This window comes from Leptobacterium flavescens, assembly GCF_010671605.1.
GTDB lineage: Bacteria > Bacteroidota > Bacteroidia > Flavobacteriales > Flavobacteriaceae > Leptobacterium > Leptobacterium flavescens.
On record NZ_JAABOO010000004.1, the window covers coordinates 518279 to 535303 of the forward strand.

Genomic DNA, 17025 nt, shown 5'->3' on the forward strand with positions numbered 1-17025 from the left:
TTAGTTTGGAAAGGGCGGATCCGTATCGGGTCCGCTCTTTTTTTTATAACTTTTGCTGAAGAACTGCAATCTCGTCCCTTAACTGGGCTGCCTGCATAAAATCGAGTTCCTTGGCAGCTTTTTCCATCGCTTTTCTCTTTTCCCTTATTCTCTTTTCAAGCTGAGGTTTGGTCATATATTCAGTATCCGACTCTGCAGCCTGCAGGGCTCTGTTCTCTTCTTCCGAAATAGAGATCGGACCGTTGACCAGGGCACTTTCCAGGCTTTTGTTCAAAGCTTTGGGAGTTATATTGTGTTCCGTATTGTAGTTTATTTGCTTTTCCCTTCTGTAGTTCGTCTCGTCTATAGTACGCTGCATACTGTCTGTAATCTTATCCGCATACATAATAGCCTTTCCGTTCAGGTTACGTGCCGCACGCCCCACCGTCTGGGTCAGGGAACGGGTACTTCGAAGGAAACCTTCCTTATCCGCATCCAGGATGGCCACCAGAGAAACCTCCGGTAGATCTAAACCTTCCCTTAAGAGATTGACCCCGATAAGAACATCAAACAGGCCTTTTCTCAGACCCTGCATGATCTCCACCCGCTCCAGGGTATCCACATCACTGTGAATATAGCGGCAACGTACCGAGATCCTGGTCAGGTATTTGGTTAGTTCTTCGGCCATTCTCTTGGTGAGGGTAGTCACCAATACCCTTTCATCTTTCTCAACCCTTATCTGGATCTCCTCTATCAGATCGTCTATCTGGTTCTGGCTGGGGCGAATTTCAATTACCGGATCCAGCAGACCTGTAGGCCTGATCACCTGCTCTACATATACCCCGCCACTTTTTTGAAGTTCATAATCTGCCGGGGTGGCACTTACATAGATCACCTCGTTTTGAAGCGCTTCGAATTCCTCGAATTTCAACGGACGGTTATCCATGGCCGCCGGTAACCTGAAACCGTATTCTACCAGGTTTTCCTTCCTGCTTCGATCTCCTCCGTACATGGCATGTACCTGAGGGATCGTTACGTGACTTTCATCTATGACCATTACATAATCGTCCGGGAAATAATCCAGAAGGCAGAAAGGACGCGTCCCGGCTTCCCTTCCGTCCAGGTAGCGCGAGTAATTTTCAATACCGGAACAATAACCGAGCTCACGGATCATTTCCAGGTCAAAAGTAGTACGTTCCTCCAGTCTTTTAGCCTCCAGTGGCTTTCCGATCTCCCGGAAATAATCCACCTGTTTTACCATGTCTTCCTGTATCTGATGAATGGCATTTTGAAGGATCTCAGGAGAGGTAACGAATATATTTGCAGGATAGATATTGAGTTTGCTGTACTTTTCGATCACCTTGTTATTCAGCGGATCAAAAGATTCGATCTCTTCTATTTCATCTCCGAAGAAATGTATCCGGAATGCTTCATCCGCATAACCTGGATAAACATCAACTACATCTCCTTTCACCCTGAAGTTCCCGTGATTAAAATCGGCGGTGGTCCTTGAATAGAGACTTTGAACAAGGCGATGCAGGAACTTGGTTCTCGAGATCACCTGGTCTCTTTCTATGGAAATCACATTCTTTTTAAATTCAACCGGGTTACCGATACCGTATAAACAGGAAACCGAAGCAACGACCAACACATCTCTACGCCCTGAAAGCAGGGAAGAAGTAGCGCTCAGACGGAGCTTTTCTATTTCGTCATTAATAGAGAGGTCTTTTTCAATATAGGTCCCGGTTACCGGAATATAGGCTTCCGGCTGATAGTAATCATAGTAGGAAACAAAATATTCTACCGCGTTATTCGGAAAAAACTGTTTGAATTCAGAATAGAGTTGTGCCGCCAGGGTTTTGTTATGAGCGAGCACCAGGGTCGGACGCTGCACCTCCTGAACAACATTGGCAATGGTAAAGGTTTTTCCCGAACCTGTTACTCCCAGAAGTGTCTGATTTCCATCCTCTTTATTAATACCCGAAACCAACTCCGAGATTGCCTGAGGCTGATCTCCCGTAGGTTTAAAATCGGATTCTATTTTGAATTTCATCCGCCTAAGATTTAGATGTGATTAAGAGCTGTAAAAATACAAAATGCCTAACGTTTAAGCGCAAAATGCCCGGTGAAATCGCGCCCGTCTTCCAATACCGCTCTGAACCAGTAATCGGATGAAGGAAGCGGCCTTCCGTTAAAGGTTCCGTTCCATCCTTCACCTCCCGGCCGGAGCTGTTTAACGAGCTTTCCGAAACGGTCGAAAATAAAAATAATGGAATTAGGCTGGAATTGCTGATCCACTCCGAGAAGCTGCCAGCTTTCGTTTACTCCGTCTCCGTTAGGTGTAAAGAATTTCGGGAAACCGATAATAGATACCTCGCGCTCACTGATCCCACAGCCATTCCTGTCCCTGACATAAACAGTGGCAAAGCCCGGAGGCAGGTTCTCAAAGACATTGCTGTCCTGATAAGGTCCTGTAATATCATTAAGCGCATATTCGTAATCGCCTTCACCGTCCACGAGTACCGTAATGGTATTGTTGGAAGAAAGATCGCGTATTTCTATATCTCTTATGGTTGCAATATTAGAAGCCGCAGCAGTAAAGTTTACAGAGTTGGAACACATTCTGGTAACTCCAAAATCATTAAAAACAGAGATGGCTTCCAGGCGGTATTCTCCGGGAGCGGGGATGCTGAAATTGGTTCCTTCGAACACCAGGGTATCAGCTCCTCCGGGGTTTCTTCTGAACCACCGGTAAATATCAAAACCAAAAGGCCCGAAAACAGAAGGCGCTGGCTGGTTAAGACAAAAGTTGATCTGCTCCGGGAAAGTGATCGATGGAGTAGGATCTACTCTTAGCTGAAATTGTTCCACTCCCTGACACTGATTGGCGTTTTCAATACGAACAAAGAGGGTAGTGCTTTCCGTGATGAAATCGGTGCCTGAAACCGGATTTAATTCCAGAGAAGCATCATTCAGGTTGGTATAGAAAGCAATATCCAGGGTAGGCGGATAGTTATTGTTTTTAATTGCATCCAGATCAAAACTTCCCTGCAGAATGGCATCTTCAGGATCTATATCGCAGGCAAAGAAAGGCCCGATAGAAGGTAAGCTTGCTGTTGTTGGTTGTACAATGAGTTCGAGCTGCGCTACATCCTGACAGGAGTTGGTGTCGGTTACCCTTACCAGAATAAATTGGTTAAAGGCGGTCGTATTCTGATAGCCGATCGGATTGGCAATAGGGTTATCTGCTGCAAGGTCGGCATTAGTTTCAAAGAATTCCAGGTTAAGCCCCGGTGTAGCCGAAGTAATATCGTCATAGGCCTGCTCCAGGTTAAACATGGTGATCCCATCCGTAGAATCCCCGCTGTCCACGTCACACTGAAGCAATACAGATGCATTGGCAGGAGGCAGAGGATTGAGGATCAGGTTTAACGGTACCGTCGAAAAACATCCGGCGCTAATATCTTCCACACGCACAAAGATCGTTTCCCCTACAGAATCATAATTGGAAGGCAGGGCGGAAGAATTGGTATCTGCATCTGCCTGAGAAGCATGGTATGTAATCGCAAAATCCGATGGCGTCAGCCCGTTCAGGGTTTCGGTATTGGTGGTTGTAAGATCGAATTGCTCAGTGCCATCCCTGTTAAGGTCGCAGAGTTCAAAATCGGAAGGTGTCGCAATGATTGGCCCGGGAATCGTTCTCAGTTCAAAATCGGTTATATCAAAACATTCGCTATTGTCGTTGGTAATACGTGCATAAATACGCTGGGTAGTTGAAGTACTCAGATAAGGACTTGTCAAGGCATTGACTCCTGCACTGGCATCATTCATATTATCGTGATAGGTAACGGATACTCCCGTTTGTGTACCAATAATAAGAGGAGTATTCTGCTCCAGATCGAAGTTTGTCATCCCGTCATCCAGCGGTGCCACAGTATCGCATTCTTCCAGGTCGATAGAAGTCCCGGCGGCCACATTGTTAAACGGAACATCCGGAAATCCGGCAGTTCCGGTAAAGTCTATAGTAAAGCCTCCGTTTTGAGAAAAGTTATCGACCAGGATATAATATTCTTCCCCTGCATTAACATTCAGCGATTGTACAAAACCGTTCCCTGCAGGGCCAGGTCCTTCCGAAGTATCTGTCTCCGAATCCCGCATCCCTGTGAGGGTAGGAACTCCTGCAGCAGGCGGATTGGTAGAGGAACACCGTATGGAACTGCCCAGGTTGTCGCAACTGACATTCGGGCCGTAGACGGCAAAATCATAATCTTCATTCGGACTGTTTGATTCCGGGGTAATAACAAAAGCAAGGGTTCCCGATGTTTCGATGATCACCTTTAACCACAGACTCTGAGATTCTGTAAAAGAACAGTCGGGAGGATTGCTTCCGGGAGAAGCAAAATCATCAATTCCAATTCCATTGGAGTTTAATTCAAGATTAGTATCGCTACAAACGATTATCGCATTTACACAGTCGTTGGGCGCCTGGGCTTGTAACGAAAAGCCGATCGCCAAAAAGAAAATTAAAATGTAGTATTTCACCCCAGAAAATTAATAGCACATAAATATACTATTATTAATTAAATGATCTGAATATTACCGTTTAAGGGTAAAATGTCCGGTGAAATCACGTCCATCCTCCAGTATTGCCCTGAACCAATAATCGGATGCGGGAAGGGGTCGTCCGTTAAAAGTCCCGTTCCATCCTTCGCCTCCGGGACGAAGTTGTTTAACGAGCTTTCCGAAACGGTCGAAAATAAAAATAATGGAATTGGGCTGGAACTGCTGATCCACTCCAAGAAGCTGCCAGCTTTCATTTACTCCGTCCCCGTTAGGGGTAAAGAATTTAGGGAAACCGACAATAGATACTTCCTGCTCACTGATCCCGCAGCCGTTCTTATCCCGAACATAAACGGTGGCAAAGCCCGGAGCCAGGTTTTCAAAGACATTGCTGTCCTGATAAGGCCCGGTAATATCATTAAGCGCGTATTCGTAATCACCTTCGCCCTCTACTAATACGGTAATGGTATTATTGGAAGAGATATCGCGTATTTCTACATCTCTTATGGTTGCAATATTAGAAGCTACCGCTGTAAAGTTTACAGAGCTGGAACACATTCTTGTAATCCCAAAATCATTAAAAACAGAGACGGCTTCCAGACGGTATTCTCCGGGAGCGGGAATAGTAAAATCGGTTCCTTCGAACACCAGGGTATCGGTTCCGCCGGGATTTCTTCTGAACCACCGGTAAATATCAAAACCAAATGGCCCGAAGACAGAAGGTGGTGACTGGTTCAGGCAAAAGTTGATCTGTTCCGGGAAGCTAATAAGCGGAGACGGATCTACCATTAACTGAATTTGCTGGATCTCCTGACATTGATTGTTATTTTCAATACGAACAAAAAGGGTCGTATTTTCTGTGACAAAATCGGTGCCCGAAACCGGGTTTAATTCCAGGGAAGCATCATTCAGGCTGGTATAGAAAGTAATATCCAGAGCGGGCGGATAGTTGTCGTTTTCAATGGCATCCAGATCAAAACTCCCTTCCAGTACGGCATCTTCAGGATCTATATCACAGGCAAAGAAAGGCCCGACGGCTGGTAAACCTGCGGCTGTAGGGATGGCACGAAGCTCAAGTTGAGTAATACTCTGGCATCCGTTGGTATCGGTTACCCTTACTTCTATAAGTTGATTGGGGGTTGTATTGCGATAACCCACCGGATTGGTGATAGGATTATCGGCCAGGAGGTCGGCATTAGATTCGAAGAACTCCAGATTAAGTCCCGGTGTAGCCGACGTAATATCATCATAGGCCTGCTCCAGGTTAAATGCTGCAATCCCATCCGTAGAATCCGCACTGTCCACATCGCACTGAAACAGTACAGACGGACTGGCGGGAGGTAAAGGATTGACCGATACAAACCCGAAACCTTCAGCCGGGCAGGAACCATCATTTCTGTCAATTTCCACCCTGTAGATCCCTTCATCCGAAAGTTGAGCATCAGAAAGCACGTATTCATTGGTGGTAGAAGGAAGAAGGATCTCCGTATTTCCGTTGTCAAAAAACCAGGAATAGCTGGCTCCGGCTTCCAAAGGTGCACTGAATGTAAAAGAAGTGCTCTGGCAGATAACCACATCTGTATTTATCCCTCCGTCTGCGGTTGGCTGGTCGGTAATATCGACCACTTCATTAAAGAGGGATTGAATAAACGGAGGCAAACCGAAAACCGATATTCTTGAAGCCAGATCCTGAGCATTCTCTACAAAACCGGCTCCTGTCCCGGGAACATTCGGGTTGTTAATGACGTTTAGTGAAGCATTACCTGCATTGGAATGATAGATACGCCCGTTAGGAGCTAATTGCAAGGCTCCGCTTGCCCCGGAAAACAAAGTAACCCTTGACTGAGAGATATCAGCCGCGGTCAGATCGAATTGATATAAGTTAGAGACGGAACTGTCATCGCTAAAAATACTGACCGTACAATAGACCAGGTTGTTGTTGGGTGAAAATTCCACTCCGTAGGGGCTTCCGTTATCGGTATCCAGTTCCTGTTCATTAGAAACTATTCCGGTGGACGCATCAAAGTCGTATACCAGGAATTTTCCGGCGGCTCTTCTGTCCACTGTATTTGAAACCGTGCTGTGCGCTACCGCCAGCCTTCTTCCGTTAGGAGAGGCCTTCAGATAACCTATGGCGTTAAAGCGATAACCTCCCAGAGGTACTGTGGTGGCTGTAGCAGATATGACCGGGCTGGTATTAACTCCCGTGGCACTTACATTATAAGCGTAAAAAGAATCCAGGAAATGAGAGATCACCCAGATGGAGCTGCAATCGGCAGACCTGACAGCTGTTATTTTTTCTGAATTCGGAATGATAAGAGGCTGGTCGTTATTTCCCCGGCCAACAACGGCACCGTTGGCTCCGATGCTCATATCTACCGTATAAAAATTAAGCCCCTGTAATTCGGAAGTGTTGTGATTGTCCCCACCGAGGGCGTGAACGGTAAAAATATAGTAAATATCAGGATCCTCAGGTTTGGGAACTATGATGGCGGATTGTGAACTGGAAGGGTCTCCCAGTAATCCGGTTCCTTTGGTCATTATGTTATGGGTACGGTCCCATACCGTTATTCCATCCGTATAAAAGAGGAGATTCCCAAAACGATCCGAGATAGTGGCGCAACCCTCATTGGTATCCAGCTGTCCATCGGTAAGAGGTATTACCGTGCCATCTCCGTTAAATTGCAGCCCCGCATTTCTTCCAAAATACCAATTGGAAGCTTCCCTTTGAGCATTTCCCTGATGAATTGAAAGAAATGCAAGGCTTAGTAAAAGAATAAGGTGTTTAGTCATTTTGCCCCGTCACTGAGGCTTAAATATACTATAAATCTCTCTTTTTTAATAAACTATAGGACATATAAATAAATAAGGCGGTCCAGCCTAAAACGATCATTATCTCGTACCAGTGAACGGAATAGTCCTTATTGAATTCCTCTCCTATTTGATTCGCTACCGATTTTACGGCAGATAATCTTGAACCGGGTTCTTTAATAAGATTAGCCATAGAGTTCAGTGGCATGAACCTGAATACGGCCTCGGCAACACCGTCTGCAGCTTTCCATTTTAAAAGACCGAATGTTATCCCTTCTACGATCTGCCAGAAGATCAGGAAACCAAGGGCAAAGGCAGAGCGTTTTACCAGGATCCCTAAAAAGAGACAGAAAGAAAAGAAGCCGACCAGTTTTATAAAGAAGGCGATCAGATACTCAAGATCCGAAAAGATGATGGAAGGTTCATTAAAATCAGAATAGATAAGTCCCAGGATAAGAGAGACCACAAAAATGAACACTGTAGAGATGAAAGCAAAAGATACTACAGTGAGGAATTTAGAATAGATGAATTCTTTTTTACTCAGGCCGTCTATAAGGTTTTGCTTTAAAGTCTTATTGCTGTACTCGTTGGCCATCATAGAAACAATGACCACTGCTAAGAATAGTTTAAAGATGGCGGCAACGAATGTATTAAAATGCCAGATATAAGGGAAATTAAATATCCCGAGTTCCGCCAGGTGAAATTTTATCGGGCCTATATCAAATTTAATGGCCGCAATTAATGAGATCAGGGTAAGAAGGACAAAATAGGAGATGATCAAAAATTTACTCGCCCTATTGGTCCATAGTTTTATAAATTCTATTTGTAATAATCGTAACATGTTTTCTGATTGATTGGTTAGTTGGATTGGTTTTCGGTAAGGGTAAGGAATTGTTCTTCGAGACTTTCCTTTCTTTTTACGAGATGAGAAAGTACGATCCCCTGATCGAACATCATTTTATTGAATTCCTTAGCATCCAGAGGCTCATTCAGAAAAGCGGTGATGAGTCCGTTATCTGAAGAGATCTTCCTGAAGATCGGATTGCTTTCCAGTTGAGATACCAGTTTTTCATTATCCTCACATTTAAGTTCAAAGAAACCGTGACTGGCAATCATTTCATCCACTCTTCCGGAGTATAGCTTTACACCTTTTCTCAGGATAACCACATGGCTGCACACTTTTTCCACCTCGTCAAGAAGGTGAGATGCCAGAAGGATAGTGGTTCCCGCAGCGGCTATCTTTTTTATAAGTTCTCTTATCTGGTGTATTCCCTGTGGGTCAAGACCGTTTGTGGGCTCGTCCAGGATCAATATTTCAGGATCATTAAGCAGGGCAGACGCAATAGCAAGACGCTGCTTCATACCCAGTGAAAATGTCCTGAACTTGCTGTCTTTCCTGTCGATCAGGCCTACCAGCTCCAGCTTTTCATTTACTTTATCAGAAGAAACTCCCTTTATTTTACAAACCAGTTGCAGGTTTTTTTCGGCAGTCATATAAGGGTAGAAGTTAGGTCGCTCAATAATGGCACCTACTTTTTTCAGTGCTTCATGTGTGGAGATCTGTCCGTCGAACCACGAGAAATTACCCGCAGTTCTGTTTACCACATTGAGCACAATACCCAGGGTGGTGGATTTTCCGCTTCCGTTGGGTCCGAGGATCCCGTACACATTTCCCTTTTCTATAGTAAAGGACAGATCTTTAACGGCGGTTAAATACCCGAACTTTTTAGTAAGGTTTTCAATTGTAAGAATTGTTTCCAAGATGATATAATTTTTTGATTGGTTGTACCTAACTTGACGCTAATTTAACTTTTTCGTTACAACATTAAGACTTTTTTAAACGGAGAGAAAAAGTACGGTCAAAAAAAAGGAGCCTTTCCACAGTTCTGGTCAAGGCTCCTGATGTCTTGTTTTTAGCTTAAAAAGAGGCGGTTAGCTTTTCTGTTCCCGGTTAAAATAAACCAGATAATAGTACATCTGTTTTTCTTCATCCCACCCTTTTTCAATAAACTTTTCTGCGGATTCCGGGTTGATGAAATCCATTTTAATCTGAATATTGGTATCGAGATCGATAGTGTTCTTTATCTTTTTTCTGGCATCCGAAACTGCCTTATTAGCGATAGGGAAGTTGGAAACGTCCTCTATACTGAACTTAGGGCCTTTTTCAACTTTATAATGTTTGAATTCCGGAATAAGGTCTGGATTGTCCATTACTTCATTGAGAAAAGAGGTCTCCTCAAAATTATCGTTCTTGGCAAAGTGGTTTACCGCTCTGTTCATAAACATTACCTCTTCTTTTTTGTCTTCGGCCGGGAGTACTACGTCCTTGGCGAAGTTCTGGCAGAACTTAAGGTATTTCTTGGTAAAGAAATTCTCGTCGGTAAGGGCATTGACCCCCAGGAAATTTTCTAACCAGTATTTGGTATCGTAGCGGTTGCTGTCTACAGATAATATTTTATAGCCTTCCTCTTTATCAGTTTTGAGGATCAGGCAACCTTTATCGAGTTTATTTACATTGATCCCCTGCCTGATCAGGATATCGATATTCTGCTCTTTCTCTTCAAACTGAAGGAAATCGTGTTTTAATTCGCTTTTAAAGATCCCGATAGCATCGATTTTCTCGTTATCCACCACTACATCCGACAGATACGTAATATAAACTTCCCCGCTTTTGATGTGTGGATGACTGGATTGTTCAAAAAGATGAGAAGTGATCTTTTTTGAATTCTCATGGATAGAATCCGGCATATCAAAGATCTCGGAACAGATGGTAAACAGAGGATTGAATTCCAGATCTGCTTCATGAGAAAAATGAAAGTAATTCTCTTCCTTCTCCCTGAAGGGTTTAAAGAAGTACTCTTTTAAAAGGGCAGTTATTTCATCGTTAAGCTGATAGGGCTCTTTGGAATAAAAAACATTTTCACCACGGCCTTTGTTACCAACCGTATGTATGGATAAGCTCTCTATTTGGGTAGAATATAAGTTGATCATCAGTTATTCAACTTTAGGTTGTTAATAAATAATTTAATGGATTGTTACTGTGGAAAGGCAGATGGTCTTAGTTCCAGTTTTCGTCGAAATCCAGATCGTCGTAATCTTCAATATCCATTTCATCAGAACTCTCTGTTTCCTCTGCTCCTTCCGATTCGAATTGTTTATCCGGGGCCTGCTCAGGTAAGTTCCCATGAGCAAACAAAAGGTTAGGATAGGATCTTCCGTCTTCCTTCTCAGATATTTCGGCCAGCTCAACAAAGAAGGTCCACATGGTAAAGAAATCGTACACATAAATAAGTTTGTTGTTCTCTTCTGTTACCACGTCTTCCAGAAAGGACTCATTCATAAGGCGTACATCAGATGTTCCGTCTCCCATATCAAAAAGAGAGATCTCCTCTCCCTGATTCCATTTTTCATCGCTGAGGTAAAAAGATGCCATCTCCATGCCATCAAAACCGAAAGCCTGCGTAATACTATTATGGAAATCCTCTAAACTACTGGACGCTTCTATTTCGATATCCCTGAAGATATCTTCATCGGCGTCCAAAATAATTCTGAATTTGTATATCATGATAAAATTTTCCAGACTGCAAAGGTAATAAGATTATTGTTTACAGACTTACAATATACATCAATTCTATTTTCAAAAAACCGATCGGAAAACCGTATTAAAACCATAAATAATTAATAGAATAAAGAGAGTTGAAAAGGATAAAAATTGACCGGTTTTGTTAAAAAACGTTAAAAAAACCACTTTTTTTCACTAATATTTTTTTAGGATATCTGCTGATAAAAATCAATTAACATGAATAATACTCAATAAAAATGTATTTTAATTAAATATATGATAATAAAAGGTGTTTTTTATTGATGATTTTATTTACGTTGACTTTTTTCTGCCTTAAAACCCACTTTTTTCTTTTCTCGTAAGTGAGGGCAAACAAAAAAATTAGAAAATAAAATCATGAAAAATTTAAAATTAACAAAGAGTTTTTTCGGCGGTTTACTTCTGTCGTCTTTGATGTTATCATCTTGTTCTAATGATGATGATGCAAACGGAGTGGATCCGGTAGATCCGGCTCCGGTAGAATTTACAGTAGTATTAAATGAGGTTCAGTACGCAAGTGAGGATCTTGTAGAGATCTTTAACAGCGGAACCACTACCGCAGATCTAAGTGATTACTGGCTATGTTTAGGGCCTGGTACTTATGTACGTATCGGGACACTGACTCCACAGAGTGGATCTATCACCAACCTTGAGGCTGGAGATTATGTAGTACTACCTTATACGATGCCTGATACAAGTGCAGGATTAGGGTTGTATTCTACTAACGAATTCGGTAGCTCAGATGCTATTGAAGATTTCGTACAGTGGGGAGAAGGCGGAAGTGCCAGAGAAGATGTTGCGGTAGCAGCAGGGATCTGGACAGCCGGAGAATTTGTACCAACGGTAACCAACCCTAACAACAGTATTGTATTTGACGGTGAAGGGAACGGAGCAGCTAACTGGGGAGAGACTACCACAGTTACTTTAGGAGAGGACAATGTTCTTACCGTGCCTGAGCAAGTACGTTCTGTAGTGATCAACGAAGTACAGTACGGTAACCGTGACTTAGTAGAGCTATACAACAACGGAGACGTAAGTGTAGATCTTAGTTCTTACTGGTTATGTTTAGGACCTGGTACTTATGTACAGATCGGGAACGTAACACCAGAGAGCGGAGAGATAGAACTAGCTCCGGGAGAGTTTTTAGTACTTCCATACAGCATGCCTGATGATGAAGGAGGACTGGGACTTTATTCAGAGAATCAGTTTGCTAACCCTGATGCGATCATGGATTTCGTACAGTGGGGAGCAGGCGGAAGTGCCAGAGAGAATGTAGCGGTAGCAGCAGGTATCTGGACAGCTGGAGAGTTTGTACCAACAGTAAGATTGGACAGCTACAGTATAGAGTATGACGGAGAAGGCGATAGCGCATCCGACTGGGCAGAGGAAGTAAACCCATCTTTGGGAGAAGCTAACGATGTAGTAGCACCAACAACGACATTTAACGTAACGATCAGCAATGTGATCAACTACCTAAATGTTCACACTTTTACAGAGAGAATCAGAACTGGAGAGACTCCAACAAGAGGACCATTAAACCAGGATGGAGATCAGTATCAGATCAGCTTTAAGGCAGTACCTGGAACTAAATTCACTCCTGTAACGATGATGGGTAACAGTAATGACTGGTACCTGGCACCTGAAGATCTGGCAGGAATCGATCTATTCCCTAACGGACAAGCACTAAACGGTGTAGATATTGCAAGTGAACTAGTATTATACGATCTGGGAACAGAAGCAGATAACGATCCAAGTAACTTCCCACCAGCAGGGCCAAACACAGGACCAGAAGATGCTAACCCACTAGTTAGACTAGTAGACAGAGGTGGAGTACGTGGAGATTTCTACCTGACAGCGATCTTAGATTATGTAGCCGGAGACGGAACAGAAGCAGGAACATTTACCTTAACAATCACTGCTATCAGAACTCCTGATACAAATCAGCCACCAAGTTCACAGAACGGATTTGTAGTAACACCAGGAATCGTAGTACTACACACTTTACCAGAGCCATTATTCACTCTAGGAGAAGAGGACAGAGGAGTAGGTCTTGAAGGAATTGCAGAAGACGGAAACCCTGATGCATTATTCGATTGGTTCAATGAAACAGGAACTAACGGAGCACCATTGAGATTAGCTTCTTCATTAAGTCAATTATCCCCAGGATTGGTATATGCCTTTAACACAGACAGCGACCCATTCTTTGCACAGGGAGGAACTTTAAACCCAGAGAGCGGATTAGAGCAACTGGCAGAAGACGGAGATAACGCTGCAGCGGTAGCTTACTTTGAGAGCCTTGGATTACCAGTATCAGCTAGTGTAGAGGATGCAAATGTAGGACCTGGAGGAAGCCTGACTTTCACCATCGAAGTACCACAAGGACAGAATTACAAGTTAGGTATCGGAACAATGTTAGTAGAGACCAATGACTGGTTCATCAGCTATAACAACAATGGAGTAGCATTATTTGATGAGAGCGGAGCACCATTCTCAGGAACATCCGAGAGTGATGAGTCTTACTTATTCGATGCTGGAACAGAGGTAGATCAGCCAGTAGGTTTTGGACCGGATCAGGCACCAAGACAACTTAATCCTAACACAGGAGCAGCTGATGGAAATACTGCGATCCGAAGAGTAAGTGCATTGGAAGATGTACAGTTCGGAAAGGGAGTTATTGATAACGGACCTGGAGTAGTATACTTAGAAGACCCAAGAGGAGGATACAACATCGTAAGGATTGATATCCAACCACAATAAGAAACAATATTTGTTTTGTTCTGTTCTATTTGAATAAATAGAATTAGTTGAAAGTGAGAAAAGCCGGAAAACATTTCCGGCTTTTTTACATCTAAATGTTTCATACCAAACAAAAAAACGCTCTTTACTTACATAATTTTACACCGGCTACCGTAATTACATACAAGAGTATATTGTTTTGTATATTTAGAAAAAATTGAAAAAGAACTAATGGATAACGACAACTCAAAATATATAAAGAGATGTTTACCTTTCCTTGAAGCACCGCTTTACGAAGAAATTAAAGAAACGGGCTTTTACAAAGAATTCCCTAAAGGAGTACATGTAGTAAAACAAGGAGCTTATTTGAATTTTTTACCTCTTGTTCTCGATGGGATCATTAAGATGTATGCTGAAGAGGACAGTGTGCAATTCCTTCTCTATTATATTAATCCGGGAGAAACCTGTGTAATGAGCTTTAACCACTTATTCGGGGAAGAAGCCGTTCAGTTCTCTGCCATTACGGAAGAAGAAACCACCGTTTTGTGTTTACCGGTCCAGAAAGTAAAGGAATGGTTTGTTAAATATCCCTCTTTTAGCAGGGTTATTATCAAAGATTATCAGAAGAATTTTGAAGATCTTTTAAAAACCACCAAGGATATTATCTGCTATAAGATGGAAGACCGTCTTATTAAATATCTCGAGAACAAATCGAAGATCCTGAAATCCCAGAATATTCATCTTTCACACCAGAATATTGCTTCAGACCTCGGTACTTCGCGAGAAGTTATTTCTCGTATTACCAAGAAGTTAGAGCACGAAAACCTGTTAATCCAGCACAAAAGACATATAGAACTCCTTCTTAATTAAATTTTTGGGAAAACATTAACTGCTTTTGGTGATTTTTGTCACCATTGTGAAGGCTTGGTTGATTGTAGTTTTGAAAAAAAATTAAAAATCAATTCGAGCAAAATGAAAAAGAATTTATTAACAAAGAGTTTTTTTAGCGGTTTACTGCTATCATCTTTGATGTTATCATCATGTTCTAGTGATGATGATGCAAACGGAGTGGATCCGGTAGATCCGGCTCCGGTAGAATTTACAGTAGTATTAAATGAGGTTCAGTACGCAAGTGAGGATCTTGTAGAGATCTTTAACAGCGGAACCACTACCGCAGATCTAAGTGATTACTGGCTATGTTTAGGGCCTGGTACTTATGTACGTATCGGGACACTGACTCCACAGAGTGGATCTATCACCAACCTTGAGGCTGGAGATTATGTAGTACTACCTTATACGATGCCTGATACAAGTGCAGGATTAGGGTTGTATTCTACTAACGAATTCGGTAGCTCAGATGCTATTGAAGATTTCGTACAGTGGGGAGAAGGCGGAAGTGCCAGAGAAGATGTTGCGGTAGCAGCAGGGATCTGGACAGCCGGAGAATTTGTACCAACGGTAACCAACCCTAACAACAGTATTGTATTTGACGGTGAAGGGAACGGAGCAGCTAACTGGGGAGAGACTACCACAGTTACTTTAGGAGAGGACAATGTTCTTACCGTGCCTGAGCAAGTACGTTCTGTAGTGATCAACGAAGTACAGTACGGTAACCGTGACTTAGTAGAGCTATACAACAACGGAGACGTAAGTGTAGATCTTAGTTCTTACTGGTTATGTTTAGGACCTGGTACTTATGTACAGATCGGGAACGTAACACCAGAGAGCGGAGAGATAGAACTAGCTCCGGGAGAGTTTTTAGTACTTCCATACAGCATGCCTGATGATGAAGGAGGACTGGGACTTTATTCAGAGAATCAGTTTGCTAACCCTGATGCGATCATGGATTTCGTACAGTGGGGAGCAGGCGGAAGTGCCAGAGAGAATGTAGCGGTAGCAGCAGGTATCTGGACAGCTGGAGAGTTTGTACCAACAGTAAGATTGGACAGCTACAGTATAGAGTATGACGGAGAAGGCGATAGCGCATCCGACTGGGCAGAGGAAGTAAACCCATCTTTGGGAGAAGCTAACGATGTAGTAGCACCAACAACGACATTTAACGTAACGATCAGCAATGTGATCAACTACCTAAATGTTCACACTTTTACAGAGAGAATCAGAACTGGAGAGACTCCAACAAGAGGACCATTAAACCAGGATGGAGATCAGTATCAGATCAGCTTTAAGGCAGTACCTGGAACTAAATTCACTCCTGTAACGATGATGGGTAACAGTAATGACTGGTACCTGGCACCTGAAGATCTGGCAGGAATCGATCTATTCCCTAACGGACAAGCACTAAACGGTGTAGATATTGCAAGTGAACTAGTATTATACGATCTGGGAACAGAAGCAGATAACGATCCAAGTAACTTCCCACCAGCAGGGCCAAACACAGGACCAGAAGATGCTAACCCACTAGTTAGACTAGTAGACAGAGGTGGAGTACGTGGAGATTTCTACCTGACAGCGATCTTAGATTATGTAGCCGGAGACGGAACAGAAGCAGGAACATTTACCTTAACAATCACTGCTATCAGAACTCCTGATACAAATCAGCCACCAAGTTCACAGAACGGATTTGTAGTAACACCAGGAATCGTAGTACTACACACTTTACCAGAGCCATTATTCACTCTAGGAGAAGAGGACAGAGGAGTAGGTCTTGAAGGAATTGCAGAAGACGGAAACCCTGATGCATTATTCGATTGGTTCAATGAAACAGGAACTAACGGAGCACCATTGAGATTAGCTTCTTCATTAAGTCAATTATCCCCAGGATTGGTATATGCCTTTAACACAGACAGCGACCCATTCTTTGCACAGGGAGGAACTTTAAACCCAGAGAGCGGATTAGAGCAACTGGCAGAAGACGGAGATAACGCTGCAGCGGTAGCTTACTTTGAGAGCCTTGGATTACCAGTATCAGCTAGTGTAGAGGATGCAAATGTAGGACCTGGAGGAAGCCTGACTTTCACCATCGAAGTACCACAAGGACAGAATTACAAGTTAGGTATCGGAACAATGTTAGTAGAGACCAATGACTGGTTCATCAGCTATAACAACAATGGAGTAGCATTATTTGATGAGAGCGGAGCACCATTCTCAGGAACATCCGAGAGTGATGAGTCTTACTTATTCGATGCTGGAACAGAGGTAGATCAGCCAGTAGGTTTTGGACCGGATCAGGCACCAAGACAACTTAATCCTAACACAGGAGCAGCTGATGGAAATACTGCGATCCGAAGAGTAAGTGCATTGGAAGATGTACAGTTCGGAAAGGGAGTTATTGATAACGGACCTGGAGTAGTATACTTAGAAGACCCAAGAGGAGGATA

10 protein-coding genes are annotated in these 17025 nt (G+C 43.0%); 3 read left to right on the forward strand and 7 right to left on the reverse strand.

Annotation, left to right across the window (positions count from 1 at the left end):
- Nucleotides 1-43 precede the first annotated feature (43 nt).
- From uvrB to GWK08_RS18775, 7 genes are all read right to left on the reverse strand, one after another.
- A complete protein-coding gene (gene uvrB, locus GWK08_RS18745; protein WP_163608771.1) occupies nt 44-2032 on the reverse strand; it encodes an excinuclease ABC subunit UvrB in 1989 nt (662 codons plus the stop codon).
- 47 nt (nt 2033-2079) lie between these two features.
- The gene (locus GWK08_RS19415) at nt 2080-4521 is read right to left on the reverse strand and encodes a T9SS type B sorting domain-containing protein (protein WP_163608772.1); all 2442 of its coding nucleotides are present in this window, start codon (nt 4519-4521) and stop codon (nt 2080-2082) included.
- 54 nt (nt 4522-4575) lie between these two features.
- Nucleotides 4576-7332: a T9SS type B sorting domain-containing protein gene (locus tag GWK08_RS18755; protein WP_163608773.1), complete on the reverse strand. Its 2757-nt coding sequence runs from the start codon at nt 7330-7332 to the stop codon at nt 4576-4578.
- Between the two features lie 28 nt (nt 7333-7360).
- The gene (locus GWK08_RS18760) at nt 7361-8191 is read right to left on the reverse strand and encodes an ABC transporter permease (protein WP_163608774.1); all 831 of its coding nucleotides are present in this window, start codon (nt 8189-8191) and stop codon (nt 7361-7363) included.
- Nucleotides 8192-8208: 17 nt separating this feature from the next.
- The gene (locus tag GWK08_RS18765; protein ID WP_163608775.1) at nt 8209-9111 is read right to left on the reverse strand and encodes an ABC transporter ATP-binding protein; all 903 of its coding nucleotides are present in this window, start codon (nt 9109-9111) and stop codon (nt 8209-8211) included.
- 171 nt (nt 9112-9282) lie between these two features.
- Nucleotides 9283-10341: a nucleoid-associated protein gene (locus tag GWK08_RS18770; RefSeq protein WP_163608776.1), complete on the reverse strand. Its 1059-nt coding sequence runs from the start codon at nt 10339-10341 to the stop codon at nt 9283-9285.
- Between the two features lie 67 nt (nt 10342-10408).
- On the reverse strand, nt 10409-10915 hold the full coding sequence (locus GWK08_RS18775) for an IS1096 element passenger TnpR family protein (protein WP_163608777.1): 507 nt from the start codon (nt 10913-10915) through the stop codon (nt 10409-10411).
- A gap of 393 nt (nt 10916-11308) precedes the next feature.
- Between GWK08_RS18775 and GWK08_RS18780 the strand changes: the two genes are divergently transcribed.
- From GWK08_RS18780 to GWK08_RS18790, 3 genes are all read left to right on the forward strand, one after another.
- Nucleotides 11309-13708 carry a spondin domain-containing protein gene (locus tag GWK08_RS18780; protein WP_163608278.1) on the forward strand — a complete coding sequence of 800 codons (2400 nt, stop codon included), beginning with the start codon at nt 11309-11311 and terminating at the stop codon, nt 13706-13708.
- A 210-nt stretch (nt 13709-13918) separates the two neighbouring features.
- Complete coding sequence (locus tag GWK08_RS18785; protein ID WP_163608778.1) at nt 13919-14557, forward strand: Crp/Fnr family transcriptional regulator; 639 nt, start codon at nt 13919-13921, stop codon at nt 14555-14557.
- Nucleotides 14558-14659: 102 nt separating this feature from the next.
- Nucleotides 14660-17025 (forward strand): spondin domain-containing protein (locus GWK08_RS18790; protein ID WP_163608279.1); only part of this gene is annotated, 2366 nt, incomplete at its 3' end.